Raw genomic sequence first — 21,481 nt, forward strand, 5'->3', positions numbered from 1 at the left:
GGATCGCTCCCCTCAGGCCGTTCCGCCCTTCATCCCGAACCGCCGCCGCGCCGGACGCACCACCACCTGGCCGTAGCTCATCCGGCCGCGTATCTCCACGCGCAGCACGACCGGCGTCCGGGCGTCTTTGGCGCTACGGGTCTTGACCTGGCCGTAGTCGATCACCAGCGAGTCGGTGTCCACGACCACCCCCGGACGCGTGAGCAGCCGCAGGGCGCCGGCGTGCAGGGACAGCTCGACGGTCAGAGTGTCGTGCGTGATCACCGCCCGGGAGAAGTCGAGCGTCACATCGCCCCAGGCCGAGTCGATCTCCAGGCGCCGGGGCACGACCCAGCCGTCGGCACGCACCGTGGAGCTGGCCTTCTGCTCGATACGCGCGACGTCCCGCACCGGCGCCACATCGGAGCCGTCGGGGAGGTCCGTCGTCAGCACGGCCAGCTCCCCGAGCGTGCGCGCGGAGAGCGCGGCGGCGACACGCTCGTCCAGTTCCTCGGCGGTGATCCGGCCGTCCCCCGCGGCACCCGACAGCACATCCACCACCCGGTCCCGGTCCGCGTGCGAGGCCCGCAGCCCGGACGGCTCACCCGCACCCAGTACTTCGACCGACATACCCTCACCCCGATCCAGACGCCCTCAGCAGGACCATCTACGCACACTAAAGCTATATCGCGTTATACCCAACGGCCAACCCCACGTCCGCGGTTCCCGGTTCTTGGCCCTATCGTGACCGGCATGCAGTCCTACACGATCGGCCAGGCGGCGCGGCTGCTCGGCGTGAGCCCGGACACCGCCCGACGCTGGGCCGACGCGGGCCGGGTGGCCACGCATCGCGACGAGGCCGGGCGGCGGCTCATCGACGGCAAGGCCCTCGCCGCCTTCTCGGTCGAGCTGGCCAAGGCGGGCGGCGGCGAGGAGGACGCCTCCTACACCTCTGTGCGCAACGCCTTCCCCGGCATCGTCACCGCCATCAAGCTCGGCGACGTGGCCGCCCAGGTGGAGATCCAGGCGGGCCCGCACCGGCTGGTCTCCCTGCTGACCCGGGAGGCCGTGGAGGAACTGGGCCTGGAGGTCGGCATGGAGGCCACCGCGCGCGTGAAGTCCACGAACGTGCACATCGACCGCGTCTGAGCCGACCCGCTCACTCCCCCACACCGGGCCTGCTCACCGGCACAGCAGGGCCGCCCACAGGTCGAGGCGGTCGCGCAGCCGGGAGAGGTCACGCCCGGTCAGCCGCTCGATGCGGTCGGCCCGGTAGTGCACGGTGTTGACGTGCAGATGCAGCGCCTGAGCGGTGCGCGCCCACGAACCGTCGCAGGCGAGGAAGGTCTCCAGGGTGCTCAGCAGTGCGGCGATGGAGGGCCGGCCGGTGTCGAGCAGCGGCCCGAGGACCGTACGGCTGTAGGCGGCGCGTACGTCGGCCGGTACCCCGGTCAGCAGGGCGTCCAGGCTGGTCAGGGCGGTGGCGTCGGTGAGAAGGGACGCGTCCGGCGCGCTGGTCCGGGCCGAGCTGAGGGCGTAGCGGGCCTGCGCCAGCGCACCCGTCAGGTCCCCGGGTCCGGCCGCGGGCGCCCCGGTGCCGCCGTACAGGACCACCCCGGGAGCGCAGCCGGCGACCAGCGGCCACACCTCGTCCAGGCCGGCGCCGAGGTCACCGGCCAGCACGGCGAACGCGCAGCCGTCCGGCAACCGGCCCACGGCCCCGGCGGCGGCTCCCGCCTGCCCGGCCACCTCGGTCAGCGCCCCTTCGGCGAACCCGGGGGTTCCGGTGTCCGCCACCAGCAGCCGGTACGGCCCGGCGTCCGGCAGCCCGCACCGCCGTAGCGCCGCTTCCACCGCCTCCGCCCGCCCCTCCGGCGCGGCCAGCAGCGCGCCGAGTGCGTCAACCGCCTGACGCTCGGCCGTCCGGCGACGTACGACCGCTTCCCGGGCGCCGCTCAGCACGGCGGCGACCTCATGCAGCAGGCGCGGCGGGGCCCCGTCCGGGTCGGGCAGGTAGAGGGACCGGCGTTCGTAGGGGGAGACGTCGTCGGCGTCGACGGAGACGGTCACCCCTGAGCCCTCGTCGGCCACGAGCGCGACCGCGTCACGGGCCGGTACGGCGGGCGCGCCGGGCGTGGCCGCGACCGTACGGCCCGAGGGCGTGAAGAGGTACGCGGCGATCCCGTCGAGGTGCGCGAATGCTGCGGTCAGGATGTCGTCCGGCCCGGCGTCCTGGGCGAGGAGCCGGCTCAGGCGTACGCGCGCGATCTCCGGCAGCGCGTGATGCCGGCTCAACTCGCCCCACTGGCGCAGATACACGGAGTCGGTGATCGCCCGGAACATGATGTGCGCCGGCACCCCGGCCACGGGCACGCCGTAGCGCACGCACGCCTCGACCAGCTCGTCCGGGACGCTCCCGTGCGTCTCCTCCCCGGCGAGCAGCACGGCGGCTCCCGCTCCCCGGAGCGCCGAGACGAACCGCTCCGCCTTGCCGGGTTCGCCGTCCGGCGACCACCACACGAGCCCACTGAGCACGACCTCCCCGGGCCGCACGAACCGGGCCGGGTCCTCCAGGTCCGTGACGGTCACGCCGCTGATTTCCCGCCGCAGCAGCGCGTCCTCGGCCCACAGCAGGCGCAGGCCGAGGGAGGTGTCCCTAAGGAGGTGTTCGACGTGCATGTACTGGCTCCTCGTACGGCCGCCCGGTGGCGAGCAGGACCCCCCGACATCTCGCATTCGCCAGGCAAGTACGAGATGAAGCATCGTAAATGCAAGGCTCTAGGTAAGGGAATGCAACTTGGTTGATCCTCCGGTCCGGGCGCCCGGCGCGTCGGCGTTTCCGTGCTCCGAACCAGTCGTCCGGACGGGAACGCGGCGGTTCCGCCACCTGCAGTCACCGTGACCGCCGCGACGGTCCGCCCGGTGCGGCTGGCGGAGGAGATCCGCCGGGAACTGGCCGGGGAGGGGCAGCGATGAAGGTCGAGATCAACGGCCGGGACTTCGGGGACGAGCCCCGCCCCGGCCAGTGCCTGCGCAGCTAACTGCGCGAACGCGGGTGGTTCGGCGTGAATAAGGGGTGTGACGCCGGCGGCTGCGGTGCCTGCGCGGTCCATGTCGACGGCGAGCCCGTGCACAGCTGCCTCTACCCGGCCTTCCGCGCCGACGACCACAGCGTCACCACCCTGGAGGGCCTACCGGCTCCCGCAGTACGCAGACGTGCCGCGCACCGAGGTGCACTTCACCAGGACCGCCGACGCGATCGGCCCGCTGGGCGCCAAGGCGACGAGCGAGAGCCCCTTCAACCCCGTCGCCCCGGCCCTGACGGAGCTGCCGCTGGCGCGCGACCGGGTGTGGCCGGCGCTGGACCGCCGAAGCGGTAGCGCCCGTCCACCCGGATCGCCGTGATGCCGCTGATGTGCCGGGCCCCGCACCGGTCCTGCGGCAGCACCAGCTGGGGTCCGGCCGCGTCCAGCGGGGCGCCGTCCATGGTCACCGCGAGCAGGACCGGCGCGTGCGCGAAGTCCGGGTCGATCTCGGCCCAGGACAGCACCGCGTGATGGCCGTCGGTGCCGGTGACGGCGATGAGGAAGCGCAGCCGGTCCTTGCGCCGGGCCGGGTCGAACCCGGGTCCCGCGTCGGCGAGCACGTCGTACAGGCGCGGGCCGGCGAACCGGTGGTGCTGTATGCCGCTGGTCGCGCACTCGAAGCTGACGTCCACACCGTGCTGCGGCCAGTGGAGCAGGTCCGGCACGGTCAGTCGGGCCGGCCGGGCCAGATCACCGGTGAGGGCGAGTTCCGCGAGTGTCATCTGGGATCACCTCCCGCAGCACCGTACCCCCGAAAGCACGCCGTACAAACGCACATGCAAGCTACAAGTCATAAGTTCGCAGCTCATGCGAAGTGACAAGAGACTTCCGCCTGGCAAATGCGGCAGTATCATCGCCGCACGGCCGGTCTTCCCGGCCATTGCAGGGCGCGACCGTTGTTCCACAGAACTTTGAGGAGTACATCCGTGATGACCCGTTCCGCGCGCCGCACTCGGCGAATGCTGCAGCTGGCCGGTGCGGGAGCCGCCGCCCTGATGGCACTGAGCGCCTGCTCCTCGTCCGACAAGTCTGACAAGACCGACAAGTCCGATGCGCCCAGCTCGTCGGCGAAGTCGAACAACTCGGCTGCCCCGAAGCTGTCCGGCACGGTCACCGTGTTCGCGGCGGCCTCCCTCAAGGAGAGCTTCACGACCCTCGGCCAGGAGTTCGAGAAGCAGCACCCGGGCACCAAGGTCAGCTTCAACTTCGGCGGCAGTGACACCCTGGCCGCGAACATCACCGGCGGTGCCCCGGCGGACGTCTTCGCCGCCGCGAGCCCCAAGACCATGAAGATCGTGACGGACAAGAGCGACGCGGTCGGCACCCCGGCCACGTTCGTCCGCAACCAGCTGGAGATCGCGACCGTGCCGGGCAACCCGCACAAGGTGGCCTCGCTGAAGGACCTCACCAAGTCCGGCCTGAAGGTCGTCCTGTGCGACAAGACCGTGCCGTGCGGCGCCGCCGCGCAGAAGGCCCTGGACGCGAGCAAGCTCAAGCTGACCCCGGCCTCCTACGAGCAGGACGTCAAGAGCGCCCTGACGAAGGTGGAGCTGAAGGAGGCCGACGCCGCCGTCGTCTACAAGACCGACGTGAAGGCGGCGGGTGACAAGGTCCAGGGCGTGGAGTTCCCCGAGTCGGCCAACGCCATCAACGCCTACCCGATCGCCCAGCTGAAGAACGGGCAGAACGCCGAGGCCGCCAAGGCGTTCATCGCGCTCGTGCAGTCCCCGGAGGGCCAGAAGGTGCTGAGCGCGGCCGGATTCCTCAAGCCGTGACCTCGCTCCACAAGACGGGCGCCGCGGCCGACCCCCGCACGGGTCGGCCGCGGCGCCGCCGCGTCGGCACGGGGGGCCGGCGCGGCGTACCACTCCCGCTGCTACTGCCCGGCGTGCTGGCCCTGGCGTTCCTGCTCCTGCCGCTCGTCGCGCTGCTGATCCGCGCCCCGTGGCGCAGCCTGCCGGACCAGCTGACCAGCACCGAGGTGTGGCAGGCGCTCCAGCTGTCCCTGGTCAGCGCCACGGCCGCGACCGCCGTGAGCCTCGTTCTGGGCGTGCCGCTGGCCTGGCTGCTGGCCCGCACCGACTTCCCGGGCCGCGGACTCGTGCGCGCCCTGGTGACCCTGCCGCTCGTGCTGCCGCCGGTGGTCGGCGGTGTGGCCCTGCTGCTGGCCCTCGGCCGCAACGGGGTCGTCGGCAAGTGGCTCGACTCCTGGTTCGGGATCACGCTGCCGTTCACCACCACCGGGGTCGTCGTCGCGGAGGCGTTCGTCGCGATGCCGTTCCTGGTCATCAGCGTCGAGGGCACCCTGCGCGCCGCCGACCCTCGCTACGAGGAGGCGGCCACGACGCTCGGCGCCTCCCGCTTCACCGCGTTCCGCCGCGTCACCCTGCCGCTGATCGCGCCCGGCGTCGCGGCGGGCGCCGTACTGGCCTGGGCCCGTGCGCTCGGCGAGTTCGGCGCGACGATCACGTTCGCGGGCAACTTCCCCGGCCGCACCCAGACCATGCCGCTCGCGGTCTACCTCGCCCTGCAGAACGACCCCGAGGCGGCGATCTCCCTCAGCCTGGTCCTGCTGGCCGTGTCGATCGCGGTGCTGGCGGGGCTCAGGGAGCGCTGGATGACGGGGGCGTGACGATGGCAGCCACCCCTGGGCGTGTGCGAACGTACGGACCCATGACCGACATCGACGCCCCCGCAGCCGATCGCCAGTCGACGGGCGAAGAGGGGCTCGACGCCCGGCTCGTGGTCGAGCGCGGCTCGTTCCGGCTGGACGTGACGCTGACGGCCGCCCCCGGGGACGTCGTCGCGCTGCTCGGCCCGAACGGCGCCGGCAAGACCACGGCCCTGCGCTCCCTCGCCGGTCTCGTCCCGCTCACCGACGGTCATCTGCGCCTCGACGGCGCCTCCCTGGAGCGCACCCCGCCGGAGTCCCGCCCGGTCGGCGTGGTCTTCCAGGACTATCTGCTCTTCCCGCATCTGTCCGCCCTGGACAACATCGCCTTCGGGCCGCGCTGCCAGGGGGCTGCCAAGGCCGAGGCCCGCGCCCAGGCCGCCGCGTGGCTGGACCGCATGGGCCTCGCCGAGCACGCGCACGCCAAGCCCCGGAGGCTCTCCGGCGGCCAGGCCCAGCGCGTCGCCCTCGCCCGCGCCCTGGCCACCCGGCCCCGGCTGCTGCTCCTGGACGAGCCGCTCGCGGCCCTGGACGCCCGCACCCGCCTGGAGGTCCGGGCCCAGCTCCGCCGCCACCTGGCCGAGTTCGAGGCGGTCGCCGTCCTGGTGACGCACGACCCGCTGGACGCCATGGTGCTCGCCGACCGGCTGGTGGTCATAGAGCACGGCCAAGTCGTGCAGGAGGGCAGCCCGTCCGGCATCGCCCGCCGCCCGCGCACCGACTACATCGCCCGGCTCGTCGGCCTCAACCTGTACCAGGGGCAGGCCGAGGGGCACACGGTACGGCTGGACACCGGGCCCTCGATCACGACCACCGAGGAGCTGTCCGGGCCCGCCTTCGTCGCGTTTCCACCCTCCGCGGTCACCCTGTTCCGGGACCGGCCCACCGGTGCCAGCGCCCGCAACCTGTGGCGCTGCGAGGTCGCCGGCCTGGAGATCCACGGCGACCAGATCCGCGCCGACCTCACCGGCGAACTCGCCCTCGCCGCCGACCTCACGACGGTCGCCGCGGCCGAGCTGGACCTGCACCCGGGCGCAGCTGTCTGGGCGACGGTGAAGGCGACGCAGACCCACGCATACCCGGCCTGACCGGACACGCGCCCTACGGTGGGTGCCCATGACACTGAGCATCCGCAACCAGCTCCCCGGGACCGTCACCGAGGTCCAGGCCGGCGAGGTCATGGCCACGGTCAGGATCCGCCTGGACGGCGGGCAGGACCTCATGGCGGCCATCACCCTGGAGGCCGCCGAGCAGCTCGGCCTCGCCCCGGACTCCCCCGTCCGCGCGCTGGTGAAGTCGACGGAGATCTCGCTCGCCACGAGTCGGCCCGAGGGCCTGTCGATCCGCAACCAGCTCCCCGGCGCGATCACCCGTCTCACGCACGGGGCGGCCATGACCTCGGTGAAGATCTCCGTGGCCGGCGGCGAACTCACGGCCGTGATCACCAAGGACGCGGCCACCGAACTCGGGCTCTTCGTGGGCTCCGACGTGATCGCCCTGATCAAGTCGACCGAGGTGGCGCTGGCGACGGCGTGACGGATGTGCCGCGGGCGACGGCACGAGAAATGGGAGAGCCCCGCCCGAATGCACGGACGGGGCTCTCACTCACCGGGACTCGCTCAGTCCTCGTACGCGTCCAGCGGCGGGCAGGAGCAGACCAGGTTGCGGTCACCGAAGGCCTGGTCGATGCGGCGCACCGGCGGCCAGTACTTGTCGGCGGCCGAGACACCGGCCGGGAAGACGGCCTCCTCGCGGCTGTAGGCGTGCTTCCACTCCCCGCCGAGCGCGGCGGCGGTGTGCGGGGCGCCGTGGAGCGGGTTGTCCTCCGCGGGCCACTCGCCGGCGCCGACCTTCTCGATCTCCGCGCGGATGGCGATCATCGCGTCGCAGAAACGGTCCAGCTCGGTGATGTCCTCGGACTCGGTCGGCTCGATCATCAGCGTGCCGGCCACCGGGAAGGACATCGTCGGCGCGTGGAAGCCGTAGTCGATGAGGCGCTTGGCCACGTCGTCCACGGTGACGCCGGTCGCCTTGGTCAGCGGGCGCAGGTCGATGATGCACTCGTGCGCGACCAGGCCGCCGGGGCCGGTGTAGAGCACCGGGTAGTGCGGCTCCAGGCGCTTGGCGACGTAGTTGGCGGAGAGCACGGCCACCTGCGTGGCCCGCTTCAGACCCTCGCCGCCCATCAGGCGGACGTACGCCCAGGAGATGGGCAGGATGCCCGCGGAGCCCCACGGCGCCGCCGAGATCGGGCCGACGCCCGTCTCCGGACCGGCGGCCGGCTGGAGCGGGTGGTTGGGCAGGTACGGCGCCAGGTGCGAGCGGACCGCGACCGGGCCGACGCCGGGGCCGCCGCCGCCGTGCGGGATGCAGAAGGTCTTGTGCAGGTTCAGGTGCGAGACGTCACCGCCGAAGTGGCCCGGCTTGGCGAGGCCGACCAGGGCGTTGAGGTTCGCGCCGTCGACGTACACCTGGCCGCCCGCCTCGTGGACCTGGGCGCAGATGTCGGCGACGTGCTCCTCGAACACACCGTGCGTGGACGGGTAGGTGATCATGAGCACGGCCAGCTCGTCGCGGTGCTGCTCGATCTTGGCGCGCAGGTCCGCGACGTCGACCTCGCCGTCCTCGGCGGTCTTGACGACGACGACCTTCATGCCCGCCATCACGGCGCTGGCGGCGTTGGTGCCGTGCGCGGAGGACGGGATCAGGCAGATGGTGCGCTGCTCGTCGCCGTTCGCGCGGTGGTAGCCGCGCACCGCGAGCAGACCGGCCAGCTCGCCCTGCGAACCGGCGTTCGGCTGGAGGGAGACCTTGTCGTAGCCGGTGACCTCGGCGAGACGTTCCTCCAGCTCACGGATGAGCGTGAGGTAGCCCGCGGCCTGCTCGGCCGGCGCGAAGGGGTGCAGCTGGCCGAACTCGGGCCAGGTGACCGGCTCCATCTCCGTGGTCGCGTTGAGCTTCATGGTGCAGGAGCCCAGCGGGATCATGCCGCGGTCGAGCGCGTAGTCGCGGTCGGACAGCTTGCGCAGGTAGCGCAGCATCGCGGTCTCGGAGCGGTGCTGCTGGAAGACCGGGTGGGTCAGGAAGTCGCCGGTGCGCAGCAGCGCCTCGGGCAGCGTGTCCACGGCCGCCGCGTCCAGCGCCTCGACGTCGCCGTCGATACCGAAGGCGGCCCAGACGGCACCCAGCTGGGCGCGCGTGGTGGTCTCGTCGCAGGCCATGGAGACGTGGTCGGCGTCGACCAGGCGCAGGTTGACACCGTTCCGCTCGGCGGCGGCGGCGACCTCGGCGGCCTTGCCGGGCACGCGCGCGGTGACAGTGTCGAAGTAGGCGCCGTGCACGAGCTCGACACCGGCGGCCGTCAGGCCCGCGGCCAGGACGGTGGCGTAGCGGTGGGTGCGCTGCGCGATGATCTTCAGGCCCTCCGAGCCGTGGTAGACGGCGTACATGCCGGCCATCACGGCGAGCAGCACCTGCGCGGTGCAGATGTTGCTGGTGGCCTTCTCGCGGCGGATGTGCTGCTCACGGGTCTGCAGGGCCAGGCGGTAGGCCTTGTTGCCGTCGACGTCGACGGAGACGCCCACGAGGCGGCCGGGCAGGCTGCGCGCGAACTTCTCCTGCACGGCCATGTAGCCCGCGTGCGGACCGCCGAAGCCCATCGGGACACCGAAGCGCTGGGTGGTGCCGACCGCGAAGTCCGCGCCCAGCTCGCCGGGCGAGGTCAGCAGGGTCAGCGCGAGCAGGTCGGCGGCGACGGCAACGAGAGCGCCCAGCTCGTGCGCCTGGTCGATGACCGGCTTGATGTCCCGTACGGCACCGGAGGCGCCCGGGTACTGGATGAGGACGCCGTTGATCTCGCGGGCCGCGATGTCGGCCGGGATGCCCTCGCTCAGGTCGGCGACGACGACCTCGACGCCGGTCGGCTCGGCGCGCGTCTCGATCACGGCGATGGTCTGCGGCAGCGCGTCCGCGTCGACCAGGAACAGGCCCTTCTTGTTCTTGCCCATGCGCCGGGACAGTGCCATCGCCTCGGCGGCGGCGGTGCCCTCGTCCAGGAGGGAGGCGCCGGAGGTCGGCAGGCCGGTGAGGTCGGCGACCACCGTCTGGAAGTTCAGCAGGGCCTCCAGGCGGCCCTGGGAGATCTCCGGCTGGTACGGCGTGTACGCCGTGTACCAGGCCGGGTTCTCCATGACGTTGCGCAGGATGACGGGGGGCGTGAAGGTGCCGTAGTAGCCCAGGCCGATCATGGAGCCGAGAACCTGGTTGCGGTCGGCGAGCTCACGCAGCTCGGCGAGCACCTCGGCCTCGGTCCGGGCCTCCGGCAGATCCAGGGCTTCGGCGTTCTTGATCACATCCGGCACGGCGGCGGCGGTCAGCTCGTCGAGGGAACCGTAGCCGACCTGCGCGAGCATCTTGGCCCGCGCCTCCTGGTCGGGCCCGATGTGACGCTGCTCGAAAGGGATGCCCGCTTCGAGCTCGGACAGCGGAACGTGGTGGGCGGTCATTGCGGAGGCCTCCTGGTCTGACGCGACCTTCGAGGGCACCACGAGACGGGTGCCCGGACGGCCTCCCCCTCTGTCATCTCAACCTGAGAGCTTCACCGGGCGCCCGAGGACGCCGGCTTTCACCGTCGGTGAGGGCGGACACCGTGGACGTCCGCCCTGCTTTCCAGAGTGACCTCGTCCGTGCGGTACGTGAGCCTGAGAGATTCCGGGGAGGATTTGCTCCTTCGGCGCCTCCGACGTGGTCGGAGGACTCTCCCGCGCGGGGTCAGCAGCCGCTGTCAGCCTACCAGCGAGGTCAACGCCCGGGCCTTCGAGTGGCCGCCTCGTTGAATGTGCTCTTTTGTAGTGCTTACGGATGAGTTGCGACCAAGTGGAGGGAGAGGGACCGTGCAGACCGATATCGATCCGCGCAACCTGATCGGCCGCAAGGCGTTCGACCGAAACGGGACCAAAATCGGCACCGTCGACGAGGTGTATCTCGACGACGCGACGGGTGTGCCCGAATGGGCTGCCATACGAACAGGCCTGTTCTCCAGGGATGCGTTCGTCCCGCTGGAGCCGAGCGAGCTGGTCGAGGGCACGCTCCAGGTGCCGTTCGAACGGAGCCTGATCAAGGACGCCCCCGACTTCGGCGTGGGCCGCCACCTCTCCCCCGAACAGGAACTCCAGCTCTACCACCACTACGGTCTGGATGTAGGTGCGCCTCCAGCGGTTCCCGACCACGACTTCGGAAAGCTGGCCGGCACGGAGGAGACCTGAGCCTGCGTATGCCTCTCCGTCTGCTTCTCGCTGTGCTTCTCCGTCTGTCTCTCCGCGTCCCCGGTTTCCGGCACCAGCGGCAGCGGGTCCGCCGGCTCCAGGTCGGGGTCGTCCACCCGGAAGGTCCGCACACGGCCCGGCTCCGAGTACGGCGTCTCGAAGCGTACGGTGACCCGCCCCAGGCCGCTGCCCTGCACCCAGCCGTGGCCGTGGGCAGCGTGCCGTATGTCGTGCCCGGCGCTCCAGTGCCGCTCGGCGGGCTCCGGCTCCTCCTCGGCGGCCTCGGGCGCGGCCTGTTCCGAGGCCTCGGCGGCCAGCTCGCCCGCGGCCTGGGCGAACAGGTCCTCCTGGGTGTAGTCGGCGAGCCCGGACACACCGACCCCCAGCAGCCGTACCCCGCCCGTGGTGTCCACGGACTCCAGCAGCCGTGCCGCCGCCTCCCGGATCACGGCAGGGTCGTCCGTGGGCCCCCTGAGCGTCTCGGAGCGGGTCAGCGTCGAGAAGTCGTACCGCCGCACCTTCAGCACGATGGTCCGCCCCGACAGCCCGGCCCCGCGCAGCCGCCCCACACACCGGTCCGCGAGCCGCCGCACCTCCAGGCCGACCCGCAGCCGGTCGTGGATGTCCACGTCATAGGTGTCCTCCACCGACACCGACTTGGTCTCCCGCTCGGCGACGACGGGCCGGTCGTCGCGCGCCAGCGCCATTGCGTACAGCGCGTGCCCGTGGGCCTTGCCCAGCAGCCGTACGAGTTCGTCCTCGCCCGCCTCGGCCAGTTCCTCGACCGTGGTGATCCCGGCGCGCCGCAGATGGTCCCCGGTGGCCGGCCCGACCCCCGGCAGGGTCCGCACCGACATCGGCCCGAGGAGCGCGCGTTCCGACCCCGGCTCGATCAGCACGAGCCCGTCGGGCTTGGCCTGCTCGGAGGCGATCTTCGCGAGCATCTTGGAGGCGGCGAGTCCCACCGAGCCGGTCAGCCCCGTGACCGCCCGGATGTCCGCGCGCAGCTTCGCTCCGGCCAGCCGCGCCGACTCCTCGTCCCAGGCCGCTCCCCCGGCCTCCAGGTCCACGAACGCCTCGTCCAGGCTCAGCGGCTCCACCAGCGGCGACAGCTCCCGCAACAGGGCCATCACCTGCTCGCTGACCGACCGGTAGAGGCCGAAGCGCGGCACGAGATACGCCGCGTTCGGTGCCAGCCGGCGCGCCTGGGCCATGGGCATCGCCGAGTGCACCCCGAAGGCCCGGGCCTCGTACGACGCGGTGGCCACCACCCCGCGCGGCCCGAGCCCGCCCACGATCACGGCTTTCCCCCGCAGGCTCGGCTTGGATGCCTGCTCCACCGAGGCGAAGAAGGCATCCATGTCGAGATGCAGGATCGTGGGCGCGTTTCTCACAACTCCGATGCTGCACCACGGCACTGACAACGCCATGGCACAGGAGGGCACCGCCGCGGACCCCGGGGCTCAGACCGCCCGGTTGCGGCGCCGCGCCAGCTCGTCCGCGGGGTTGTGGCCGACGAGGGTCTCGCCGGTGTCGATGCGCTCCCCGTGCAGCTGGGAGAGGGCGCTTTCCACGTCCCGCCACACCACGCCCACGGCGATGCCGAAGATGCCCTGACCGCCCTGGAGCAGGGCGTGGACCTCGTCCGGCGAGGTGCACTCGTACACCGTGGCACCGTCGCTCATCAGGGTCATGCGCTCAAGGTCCCGGAAACCACGCTCCCGGAGGTGCTGGACGGCCGTACGGATGTTCTGCAGCGACACCCCGGTGTCCAGGAACCGCTTGACGATCTTCAGGACGACGACGTCCCGGAAGCTGTACAGACGCTGCGTGCCCGACCCGTGGGCGGGCCGCACGCTCGGCTCGACGAGGCCGGTGCGGGCCCAGTAGTCGAGCTGCCGATACGTGATGCCGGCCGCCGCGCAGGCCGTGGGCCCGCGGTAGCCGATCTGCTCGGACTCGGAAGCCATGGACGCCGCCCCTCCACCGCTCAGCACCGCTGTCGGCCGCTGCGGAGCGTGATCGACCGCGCTGCCGGGCTGGGGGTACCCCCTGCTCGAACGCAGCTGAGAGCTTGGGGGAGGGTACGGACCGCTCTCCCCGAAACCGCGTCCGGGGGCACCCCCAGCCGTACCGTCGCCGCTGGTTCTCACGCCGACCTCCGTCCTTGACCTGCCTTCTCGACGGTAGGCAGTCACCAGGGGTGCGTCAACGATCGCCACACTCGGCACGCCGAGTGATAATCACCCTAGGAGTGGTTTCCCGTGTCCCACCGCGGGGAAAGGCTAGCCGAATGCCTGCGCGGGTATCCGTAGGACGCTCTCAATGGCCGGTGGCAATTGCCACGACCCCGGCCGCGGCAGCCTTCTCCGACCGGCCCGCGAACTCGCTGGTCCGGCGGGCCGGCCGCGGGTCTCACTGGCTGCTGGTGCCGAAGTCCTCGGGCGAGATCTGGTCGAGGAACTCGCGGAACTTCTCCACCTCGTCCTCCTGCTCGTCCGGAATCGCGATGCCCGCGTCGTCCAGCACCGTGTCGCTGCCGTAGATCGGCGTTCCGGTGCGCAGGGCCAGTGCTATGGCATCGGAAGGACGGGCGCTGACCTCGACTCCGCTGGCGAAGACCAGCTCCGCGTAGAAGACGCCTTCGCGCAGATCGGTGATCCGTACTTCGGTCAGCTCCTGGCCGACGGCCTCCAGCACGTCCTTGAACAGGTCGTGGGTCAGCGGTCGCGCGGGGGCCATGCCCTGCTGAGCGAAGGCGATCGCCGTCGCCTCCCCCGGCCCGATCCAGATGGGGAGGTAGCGGTCGCCCCCCACTTCGCGCAGGAGCACGATCGGTTGGTTGGAGGGCATTTCGACCCGGACACCTACGACATCGAGCTCGTTCACACAGCAACCCTAGGCCGTGCCCGGGACGTTTGGGTAGTCGGGCCGGGAACAGGTGCCCGATCGGGAGGCCGGGACGCCCCGCCGCTCAGGGCAGCCGCAGCCCGAGAGCGGTCTGCACGAGAGCCGTGTGCAGCCTGACGGTGAGCGCCGCCAGTTCCTTCGCGCGGGCCTCGGCATGGGCCCTGGTCTGCGGGTTCCGGTGGCGCTTCAGCGGGGCCACCACCTGGTCGACGAGCCCCGCCTCCCGGTCGGCGGCGGCCTTCATCACCCGCAGGTGGCGCGGCCCGATCCCGAACCGGCCCAGTTCCGCCACGAGGGACGCCACAGTGACGGCCTCGGCGTCGTACGCCCCGTCGGCGAGCGGAGCGATGAGCCCGTACGCCTCCCACTCCTCGAGGTCGCCCTCCTCGATCTCCGCCGCCGCCAGCAGCTGGGCCCGCCCGACCCGGGCGACCGTGGGCCCCTCGGCCGGATCCCCCGGATCGTCCTTGGTGCGCTGGCGCCCCACCAGAGGCAGCGAGACGTCCTCGCCGCGCTCCATGGCCTCCAGGTACTCACGGATGACCTTGAGCGGCAGATAGTGGTCCCGCTGCATCCTCAGAACGTGACCGAGGCGCTCGACGTCCCCGGCACTGAACTTGCGGTACCCGGACGGGGTCCGCTGCGGCTCGATGAGCCCCTCCGACTCCAGGAAGCGGATCTTGGAGATGGTGACTTCGGGGAACTCGTCGCGCAGCGCGTGCAGCACCGCGCCGATGCTCATCAGCCCACTGTCCGTGGCGGCGGTACCGCTCCCGGTACCGCCGCTCGGTGTTTGAAGCATGGACCTTCCCTGGGGTCCCCCCGGACAGGGTCCGGAGGAGGTCAGATGCTGTGCCGGCTCGCGTAGAACACCAGCCGGTACTTGCCGATCTGCACCTCGTCACCGTTCGACAGAGCGACCTCGTCGATCCGCTCCCGGTTGACGTAGGTGCCATTCAGGCTGCCCACGTCGGCCACCTTGAACGAGCCGTCCGGAGAGCGACGGAACTCCACGTGCCGACGGGAGACCGTGACGTCGTCCAGGAAGATGTCGCTCTGCGGGTGACGGCCGGCCGTGGTCAGGTCGGCGTCCAGCAGGAAGCGGCTGCCCGAGTTCGGCCCCCGCCGCACCACCAGCAGCGCCGAGCCCAGCGGCAGCGCGTCGACCGCGGCCTGCGCCTCGGGCGACAGCATCGGCAGCGGCGTCTGGCCGGTCACCTCCGCGTCGTAGGCCTCGATGCCGGAGATGGAGATCGTGGACGTCGTCTCGGAGGCACGCTCCGGCGCCACTCCGGGGCGCAGCGGCGCACCGCAATTGGAACAGAACCGGGCGTTCTCCGCGTTGCGGTTACCGCACCTCGTACACACCAGGACCGACATGGACGGATCCTCCTGCGGCTGCCCCGCCGGGGCGTTGGACGCGTACGGGTTGGGGGCAAACCCTCCACCCGCACTTGAGGTTGACGGTTGCCCGAAACCTATGCCGCCGGACCGGGCAGGGTCAACAGACGCCGCGCCCTGACCTCCCGAAATGTCACCACCCGGACCAGCGACCTGGTCCCGGAACAACGGGCGCTGACCCTCCACGTCTGGCTGGGCGCGATGGCGAGCGGTCGCGTTGGCGTTGCCCTCTCGCGCACTCTTGCCGAACAACTTCGCAAACAACTTCACGGGCGATTCCCCTTGACCGAAACAGACCCGCCCGTGGGGCAGGACGAACCCTGATTGCCTACACCGGCCGAACCGGACACCTTCACAACGTCCGTATCCGCCAAACAGTTTCCACCACGCACCACCCCTTCGGTGCGCCGACCCCCCGCAACCTCATGCCCCTGCCGGATCGCCCCCATGCACCGTCGGTTCACTGAGAGGACGACCGAGCGTAGTCAGGCCGCTTCGCCTGCCGCAAGGCGTCCACGACGATCTTGCTCGACTGCTCGACGGTCACCGTGGCCTGCTCCTTCTCCAGAGTCTGCACCACGCCTCCAGGGATGTTCAGCGCCGGCTCCAGGTCCTGCGGCTTGCCGATGACCTTGAAACGATAGGGGGCGTTGATCCTGTTCCCGTCGACGCTCACACTCTTGCCCGAGTCCGCGAAGTAGGTGTTCGCGACCACCCGCACACCGTTCACCTGGATCGCCTCCGCGCCGGCCGCGCGCAGTTCCTGGATCGCGTCGAGCAGCATGTCCGCCTGAACCGTCCCCTTCGTGTCCTCGATCGTCATCGTGATGCCGGGACCCTGCGCCGCCACGGTGCCCGCCAGAATGCCGAGTTGTCTCTCCTTCTCGGCGGTCTGCTTGCGTGCCTCCGCTGCCTGGTCGGAGCTGGTCTGCAGCTCCGACCGCTGCTTGTCGAGTCCCTGCTTCTCGTCCTGAAGACGCTGAGTACGCGAATCCAGTTCATCGAGAATGCGCACAAGATCTTCCTGCCGGGCGCCGCGCAGCGCGCTGTCGCTGTCGCTGTTCGACGCCACCTGCACGGCCAGGCCGAAACCGAGGCCGAACAGCAGCAGGGCGACGATGAGTTGGGCCCGCGTCACACGCGGCGGCCACAGGCCCTTGACCAGCCGCTGCCGGCCGGTCAGCGTCTCCTGCCGCGTGTCCTGCGACGGCTCCCCGGCCCCCGGGACGGGCGCGGGCACCTCGTCGGGCAGCTCCTTGCGCAGCCTGTTCTCGGGGCGCTCGCTCTGCTCCGGCCGCTCGTGCTTCTCGGGCCGCTCGTGCTTCTCAGGCCGCTCGTGCTTCTCAGGCCGCTCGTGCTTCTCAGGCCGCTCGTCGTTCTCGGGCCGCTCGTTCTCGTTGCTCATCGTTCTCACGCCCGGAAGACGTGCCGCCGGATCGCGGCGGCGTTGGAGAAGATCCGGATGCCCAGGACCACCACGACACCCGTGGACAGCTGCGCGCCCACGCCCAACTTGTCACCGAGGAACACGATCAGCGCCGCCACGACCACGTTCGACAGGAACGACACCACGAAGACCTTGTCGTCGAAGATGCCGTCGAGCATGGCCCGCAGGCCACCGAAGACCGCGTCCAGCGCCGCGACGACGGCGATCGGCAGATACGGCTCGACGACCGCCGGAACCTCCGGACGGACCAACAGGCCGGCCACGACTCCCACGACGAGGCCCAGTACGGCGATCACGATGTGCCCTTCTCAGATTTCTCGGTGGTCGGCTGTGCTGTACGTACGATCAGACTCGGTGCGGCGGGAAGCTTGACGTCGCCCTGCGTGGAGATGGTGGCGCGGATGCCGAAGTTCTCCTCAAGGGCATGCAGATACAGGCCGTCGGCGCTGTTCTGGAACGTGGTGCTCAGCCTGTCCCCGTCCCCCACCGCCAGGACCGTGTACGGCGGCACCAGCGGCTTGTTGTCGACCAGTATCGCGTCACCCGCCGCCCTGATCGCGGACAGGGACGTCAGCCGCTGTCCATTGATGGAGACGGCCTCGGCGCCGGAGGACCACAGCCCGTTGACCACGCGCTGCATGTCACGGTCGCGCACCCGCCCGTTGTCGGAGAACCCGGAGGTCTCGCGAGGGTTGGTACCGTCGCCGCCCGTGCTGGCTTCCTTGGCGTCGTTCACGACCAGCTTCACGCCGGGACCGTGCACCGCCGCGGCACCCGACAGGACGTCCACCAGGCTCGCGTTCCCGCCGCTGCGCTTCAGGGCCGCCCGCTGCCGCGCGGCGACGTCGTCACGCAGCTTGTCCACGGTGGATTCGAGTTTGTCCGCGCCCGAGGTCTGGCGGTCGATACGGTCGATCAGCTCCTGGCGCTCCTTGGCCACCACGGGCGCCGCCACATGCGCCTGGGCCGCACCCACCGTGACGACCAGTGCCGTGAGGACCAGGCCGGCCGCAAGGCCCAGCTTCGCCCTGACCGTCTTCGGCATGCCACCTTCGCCCTGGGACTGCCTCCGGGCGGCTGCCTGGGCATACCCGTCATCGAGGCTGTGATCCATGACGTTGGTGATCAACGACATGGAGGCGTCCGGACGCGGCCGGCCGGGGCTGCTCCGAATGGGGGGTTGCTGCGGCATGCCGCACATCGTCGCATGTCGCGGGCAGTACCTCCGAATGGCCCCACCGGCGTGCCGGACAGGCCCCCTTGGGGGTCACATGTCCGGCACGCACGCGTGCAGTGAGATTTACCGTCCGGCGCTGTCCACGACGGACGACCACTCGTCCAGCAAGGCCTGCGCGGAGGCGTCGTCGGGCCCCTCCGCCCACAGGTGCGTGACCGCCTCGGCCGGGTCGGGCAGCACCAGCGCCCAGCGCCCGTCGGTCTCCACGACCCGCACCCCGTCGGTCGTGTCGACAAAGCGGTCTCCGGCAGCCTCGACCACCCGCCGCATCACCAGCCCCTTGACGGCCCAGGGCGTCGCCAGATCCCGCTTGAGGACGTGCGCCCGCGGAATCCGGGCATCGATCTGGCTCAGCGTGAGCTGCGTCCGCGTGACCAGCCCGATCAGCCGTACGAAGGCCGCCGTGCCGTCGTAGACGCTGCTGAACTCGGGGACGATGAACCCGCCCATGCCGTCGCCGCCGAAGATGGTCCCTTCCTCACGCCCCACCCGCGTGAGGTCGTCCGGTGAGGTGGTGGTCCACGCGACCTGGGTGCCGTGATAGGCGGCCACCTGCTCGGCGATCCGGGTCGTGGTCACCGGCAGCGCCACGCGCCCGCTGCGCCGCTCGGCGGCCACCAGGTCCAGCATCACGAGCAGCGCCCGGTCGTCCTCGATGATCCGGCCCTTCTCGTCCACGAGCGACAGCCGCTCGCCCACGGGGTCGAACCGGACACCGAACGCGGCCCCGGAGGACGCCACGATCTCACCGAGCCGCACCAGCCCCTTCCGGCGCATCTCGGCCGTCTCCGTGGGCCTGGACTCGTCCAGACCGGGGTTGATGGTCAGCGAGTCCACCCCGAGCTTGCCGAGCAGGCTGGGCAGGACCAGTCCGGCGCTGCCGTTGGAGGCGTCCACGACGACCTTCAGGCCGGATTCGGCGATGCCCGTCGTGTCGACGTTCCGCAGCAGCGATCCGGTGTACGAGTCGAAGACGCTCGCCGGGAAGTACAGATCGCCGATCTCACCGGGGAACGCCCGCCGGTACTCCTGGCGCGCGAACACCCGGTCCAGCTTCCGCTGGCTGCCCTGCGACAGGTCCGCTCCCTGCCCGTCGAAGAACATGATGTCGACCGAGTCCGGGACACCCGGGGAGGTCCGGATCATGATGCCGCCGGCACTGCCCCGCGCGGTCTGCTGCCGCGCCACTGGCAGCGGCACGTTCTCCAGGTCCCGTACGTCGATGGCGCTGGCCTGGAGCGCGGAGATGACCGCCCGCTTGAGCGCGCGGGCACCTCGGGAGTGGTCACGGGCGGTGGTGACGGTGGAGCCCTTCTTCAGGGTCGTCGCGTAGGCCCCGGCCAGCCGCACGGCCAGCTCGGGCGTGATCTCCACGTTCAGGATTCCGCTCACGCCACGGGCACCAAATAGATGCGCCTGCCCTCTGGACTCCCAGATGACCGAGGTGTTGACGAAGGCACCGGCCTCGATGGTCTTGAACGGATAGACCCGGACATTGCCCTGAACGATCGATTCTTCACCGATCAGGCACTCGTCACCGATGACGGCGCCGTCCTCGATCCGGGCGGCCCGCATGATGTCGGTGTTCTTCCCGACCACACAGCCGCGCAGATTGCTGTGCTGCCCGACATACACGTTGTCGTGCACGACGGCCTTGTGCAGGAACGCACCGGTCTTGACGACGACGTTGGACCCGACGACGGTGTGTTCCCGGATTTCCGCTCCGGCCTCGACCTTCGCGTAGTCGCCGATGTAGAGCGGTCCCCGCAGCACCGCGTCCGGATGCACCTCGGCGCCCTCGGCAACCCAGACGCCAGGGGATATCTCGAATCCCTCGATATCGACGTTGACCTTGCCTTCGAGGACGTCCGCCTGGGCCTTCACGTAGCTCTCGTGGGTACCGACGTCCTCCCAGTAGCCCTCGGCGACATAGCCGTAGATGGGCTTGCCTTCCTTCATCAACTGCGGGAAGACATCGCCGGACCAGTCGACGGGGACATCCGCTTCGACGTAGTTGAAGACTTCGGGCTCCATGACGTAGATGCCCGTGTTGACCGTGTCGGAGAAGACCTGCCCCCAGGTCGGCTTCTCCAGAAAACGCTCGACCTTGCCTTCTTCGTCGACGATCGTGATGCCGAACTCCAGCGGATTGGGCACGCGGGTCAGACAGACCGTGACCAGCGCGCCCTTCTCCTTGTGGAAATTGATCAGGTCGGTGAGGTCGAAGTCGGTCAGGGCATCACCGGAGATGACGAGAAAAGCATCGTCCTTCAACGCCTCTTCGGCGTTCTTCACACTTCCGGCGGTACCGAGTGGCTTCTCCTCATTGGCATATGTGAGCTCCATTCCGAGCTCCTCGCCATCGCCGAAGTAGTTCTTGACGAGCGATGCCAGGAACTGCACGGTGACAACGGTCTCGGTGAGCCCGTGCCTTTTGAGCAGCCGTAGCACGTGCTCCATGATCGGGCGGTTCGCCACGGGCAGGAGCGGCTTGGGCATGCTAGAGGTCATGGGGCGCAGGCGCGTGCCTTCGCCTCCGGCCATCACGACGGCCTTCATGTCGGAAGCGTCCTCCTCCAAGAGACGACGGTCCAGCCGACTTCACCCGTCCAGATTGTCCCGCACTTTTCCAGTGCGGGCCATCGAAGCGCTACGTCCGGACATTCGCCAGGCTCAATCGGCCATGGTGTCCGCACGAACCAAACGGCGGACTTGCACTACGTAGAGCACTCCTGCCCACCAGTAGAGGGTTGTACCCCATCCGGCGAACGCCCATCCGAAAACAGCGGCGAGTGACGCGATCCAACCACTTCCGTCGCTGAGGAGCAGGAGCGGGAAGGCATACATCAAGTTGAAGGTAGCGGCTTTCCCCAGGAAGTTCACCTGGGGCGGCGGATATCCGTGCCGCCTGAGGATACCCACCATCACCAGCAGAACCAGCTCCCTCAGGAGCAGTGCGGCGGTCAACCAGATCGGCAGGATCTCTCGCCATGTGAGACCGACCAGGGTGGAAAGCACGTACAGCCTGTCCGCCGCCGGATCGAGCAGTCGGCCGAGACTGCTGATCTGATTCCAGCGCCGGGCGAGCTTGCCGTCCAGATAGTCGCTGACCCCGCTCAGCGCCAGCACGAGAAGAGCCCATCCATCGCTGTTGGGGCCCCCGAACTCCGGCCTGAGGATCAGCCACAGGAACAGCGGTACGCCGGCGAGCCGGGCCATGCTGAGGATGTTGGGGATGGTGAGGACCCGGTCTGTCTGGACACGGGTCTCCTGGACCTCCACCCGGGGGCCTCCTGTGCGAAACGATCCAACGATGCCCCCTGACCTTACCTCAACGCAAAAAAGCTCCGGCTCCTGGGCTGAGTGCCCAAGAGCCGGAGCTATAAAAGGAGTTCGGCGGCGTCCTACTCTCCCACAGGGTCCCCCCTGCAGTACCATCGGCGCTGTGAGGCTTAGCTTCCGGGTTCGGAATGTAACCGGGCGTTT

19 protein-coding genes, 1 rRNA gene, 2 pseudogenes and 1 riboswitch are annotated in these 21,481 nt (G+C 70.3%); of the genes and pseudogenes, 7 read left to right on the top strand and 15 right to left on the bottom strand.

Features of this window, described 5'->3' with window-relative positions; translation table 11 throughout:
- Window positions 1-12: 12 nt before the first annotated feature.
- Window positions 13-609, bottom strand: a complete 597-nt coding sequence (locus tag ACWD35_RS28110) for a DUF1707 SHOCT-like domain-containing protein (protein ID WP_451354097.1) — start codon at window positions 607-609, stop codon at window positions 13-15.
- 123 nt (window positions 610-732) lie between these two features.
- Between ACWD35_RS28110 and ACWD35_RS28115 the strand changes: the two genes are divergently transcribed.
- Window positions 733-1,128 carry a TOBE domain-containing protein gene (locus tag ACWD35_RS28115; RefSeq protein ID WP_225839034.1) on the top strand — a complete coding sequence of 132 codons (396 nt, stop codon included), beginning with the start codon at window positions 733-735 and terminating at the stop codon, window positions 1,126-1,128.
- Window positions 1,129-1,161: 33 nt separating this feature from the next.
- Here the strand turns inward: ACWD35_RS28115 and ACWD35_RS28120 are convergent, their stop codons facing one another.
- Window positions 1,162-2,658 (bottom strand): PucR family transcriptional regulator, encoded by a 1,497-nt coding sequence (locus ACWD35_RS28120; protein ID WP_451354098.1) that lies wholly within the window; start codon window positions 2,656-2,658, stop codon window positions 1,162-1,164.
- 293 nt (window positions 2,659-2,951) lie between these two features.
- On the opposite strand from ACWD35_RS28120, the pseudogene ACWD35_RS28125 reads away from it, so the two are divergent.
- Window positions 2,952-3,236 (top strand): annotated as a pseudogene (locus ACWD35_RS28125) ((2Fe-2S)-binding protein); the annotation flags it as partial.
- 41 nt (window positions 3,237-3,277) lie between these two features.
- Here ACWD35_RS28125 and ACWD35_RS28130 read toward each other — a convergent pair.
- Window positions 3,278-3,787 carry a molybdopterin-dependent oxidoreductase gene (locus ACWD35_RS28130; RefSeq protein WP_451354099.1) on the bottom strand — a complete coding sequence of 170 codons (510 nt, stop codon included), beginning with the start codon at window positions 3,785-3,787 and terminating at the stop codon, window positions 3,278-3,280.
- Window positions 3,788-3,994: 207 nt separating this feature from the next.
- On the opposite strand from ACWD35_RS28130, the gene modA reads away from it, so the two are divergent.
- The 4 genes from modA to ACWD35_RS28150 are packed head-to-tail and all read left to right on the top strand — an operon-like array spanning window position 3,995 to window position 7,272.
- Window positions 3,995-4,840, top strand: a complete 846-nt coding sequence (modA, locus tag ACWD35_RS28135) for a molybdate ABC transporter substrate-binding protein (protein WP_451354100.1) — start codon at window positions 3,995-3,997, stop codon at window positions 4,838-4,840.
- Window positions 4,837-5,697, top strand: a complete 861-nt coding sequence (gene modB / locus ACWD35_RS28140) for a molybdate ABC transporter permease subunit (RefSeq protein WP_451354101.1) — start codon at window positions 4,837-4,839, stop codon at window positions 5,695-5,697. Before modA ends, modB begins: the two co-directional genes overlap by 4 nt.
- Window positions 5,698-5,738: 41 nt before the next feature.
- A complete protein-coding gene (locus tag ACWD35_RS28145; protein ID WP_451354102.1) occupies window positions 5,739-6,824 on the top strand; it encodes an ABC transporter ATP-binding protein in 1,086 nt (361 codons plus the stop codon).
- A 28-nt stretch (window positions 6,825-6,852) separates the two neighbouring features.
- Complete coding sequence (locus tag ACWD35_RS28150) at window positions 6,853-7,272, top strand: TOBE domain-containing protein (protein ID WP_451354103.1); 420 nt, start codon at window positions 6,853-6,855, stop codon at window positions 7,270-7,272.
- Window positions 7,273-7,355: 83 nt separating this feature from the next.
- On the opposite strand, the gene gcvP is transcribed toward ACWD35_RS28150, so the two are convergent.
- Window positions 7,356-10,241 (bottom strand): aminomethyl-transferring glycine dehydrogenase, encoded by a 2,886-nt coding sequence (gene gcvP / locus ACWD35_RS28155; protein WP_451354104.1) that lies wholly within the window; start codon window positions 10,239-10,241, stop codon window positions 7,356-7,358.
- A gap of 173 nt (window positions 10,242-10,414) precedes the next feature.
- Window positions 10,415-10,509: riboswitch (glycine riboswitch) on the bottom strand.
- A gap of 119 nt (window positions 10,510-10,628) precedes the next feature.
- Between gcvP and ACWD35_RS28160 the strand changes: the two genes are divergently transcribed.
- Window positions 10,629-11,000, top strand: coding sequence for a PRC-barrel domain-containing protein (locus tag ACWD35_RS28160; protein WP_451354105.1), 372 nt, complete (start codon window positions 10,629-10,631; stop codon window positions 10,998-11,000).
- 62 nt (window positions 11,001-11,062) lie between these two features.
- On the opposite strand, the pseudogene ACWD35_RS28165 reads toward ACWD35_RS28160, so the two are convergent.
- From ACWD35_RS28165 to rrf, 11 genes and pseudogenes are all read right to left on the bottom strand, one after another.
- Window positions 11,063-12,394, bottom strand: a pseudogene (locus ACWD35_RS28165) (DNA polymerase IV); the annotation flags it as partial.
- Window positions 12,395-12,463: 69 nt separating this feature from the next.
- Window positions 12,464-13,153, bottom strand: a complete 690-nt coding sequence (locus ACWD35_RS28170; RefSeq protein ID WP_451354106.1) for a MerR family transcriptional regulator — start codon at window positions 13,151-13,153, stop codon at window positions 12,464-12,466.
- A 262-nt stretch (window positions 13,154-13,415) separates the two neighbouring features.
- Window positions 13,416-13,889: a bifunctional nuclease family protein gene (locus ACWD35_RS28175; RefSeq protein ID WP_026253112.1), complete on the bottom strand. Its 474-nt coding sequence runs from the start codon at window positions 13,887-13,889 to the stop codon at window positions 13,416-13,418.
- A gap of 85 nt (window positions 13,890-13,974) precedes the next feature.
- A complete protein-coding gene (gene ftsR, locus ACWD35_RS28180; protein ID WP_451354107.1) occupies window positions 13,975-14,712 on the bottom strand; it encodes a transcriptional regulator FtsR in 738 nt (245 codons plus the stop codon).
- Between the two features lie 41 nt (window positions 14,713-14,753).
- Entirely contained in the window at window positions 14,754-15,581 is an 828-nt protein-coding gene (locus tag ACWD35_RS28185; RefSeq protein ID WP_451354108.1) for an FHA domain-containing protein, read from the bottom strand.
- A 190-nt stretch (window positions 15,582-15,771) separates the two neighbouring features.
- A complete protein-coding gene (locus tag ACWD35_RS28190; protein WP_451354109.1) occupies window positions 15,772-16,716 on the bottom strand; it encodes a DUF881 domain-containing protein in 945 nt (314 codons plus the stop codon).
- 5 nt (window positions 16,717-16,721) lie between these two features.
- Window positions 16,722-17,054 (bottom strand): small basic family protein, encoded by a 333-nt coding sequence (locus ACWD35_RS28195; RefSeq protein WP_003988855.1) that lies wholly within the window; start codon window positions 17,052-17,054, stop codon window positions 16,722-16,724.
- Window positions 17,051-17,959 carry a DUF881 domain-containing protein gene (locus ACWD35_RS28200; protein ID WP_451354110.1) on the bottom strand — a complete coding sequence of 303 codons (909 nt, stop codon included), beginning with the start codon at window positions 17,957-17,959 and terminating at the stop codon, window positions 17,051-17,053. Before ACWD35_RS28200 ends, ACWD35_RS28195 begins: the two co-directional genes overlap by 4 nt.
- A 99-nt stretch (window positions 17,960-18,058) precedes the next feature.
- Window positions 18,059-20,554 carry a sugar phosphate nucleotidyltransferase gene (locus ACWD35_RS28205; protein ID WP_451354111.1) on the bottom strand — a complete coding sequence of 832 codons (2,496 nt, stop codon included), beginning with the start codon at window positions 20,552-20,554 and terminating at the stop codon, window positions 18,059-18,061.
- Window positions 20,555-20,668: 114 nt separating this feature from the next.
- Window positions 20,669-21,277 (bottom strand): CDP-alcohol phosphatidyltransferase family protein, encoded by a 609-nt coding sequence (locus ACWD35_RS28210; protein WP_451354112.1) that lies wholly within the window; start codon window positions 21,275-21,277, stop codon window positions 20,669-20,671.
- Window positions 21,278-21,386: 109 nt separating this feature from the next.
- Window positions 21,387-21,481, bottom strand: a 5S ribosomal RNA gene (gene rrf, locus ACWD35_RS28215); the annotation flags it as partial.

It is taken from the genome of Streptomyces sp. NPDC002671 (assembly GCF_053592475.1).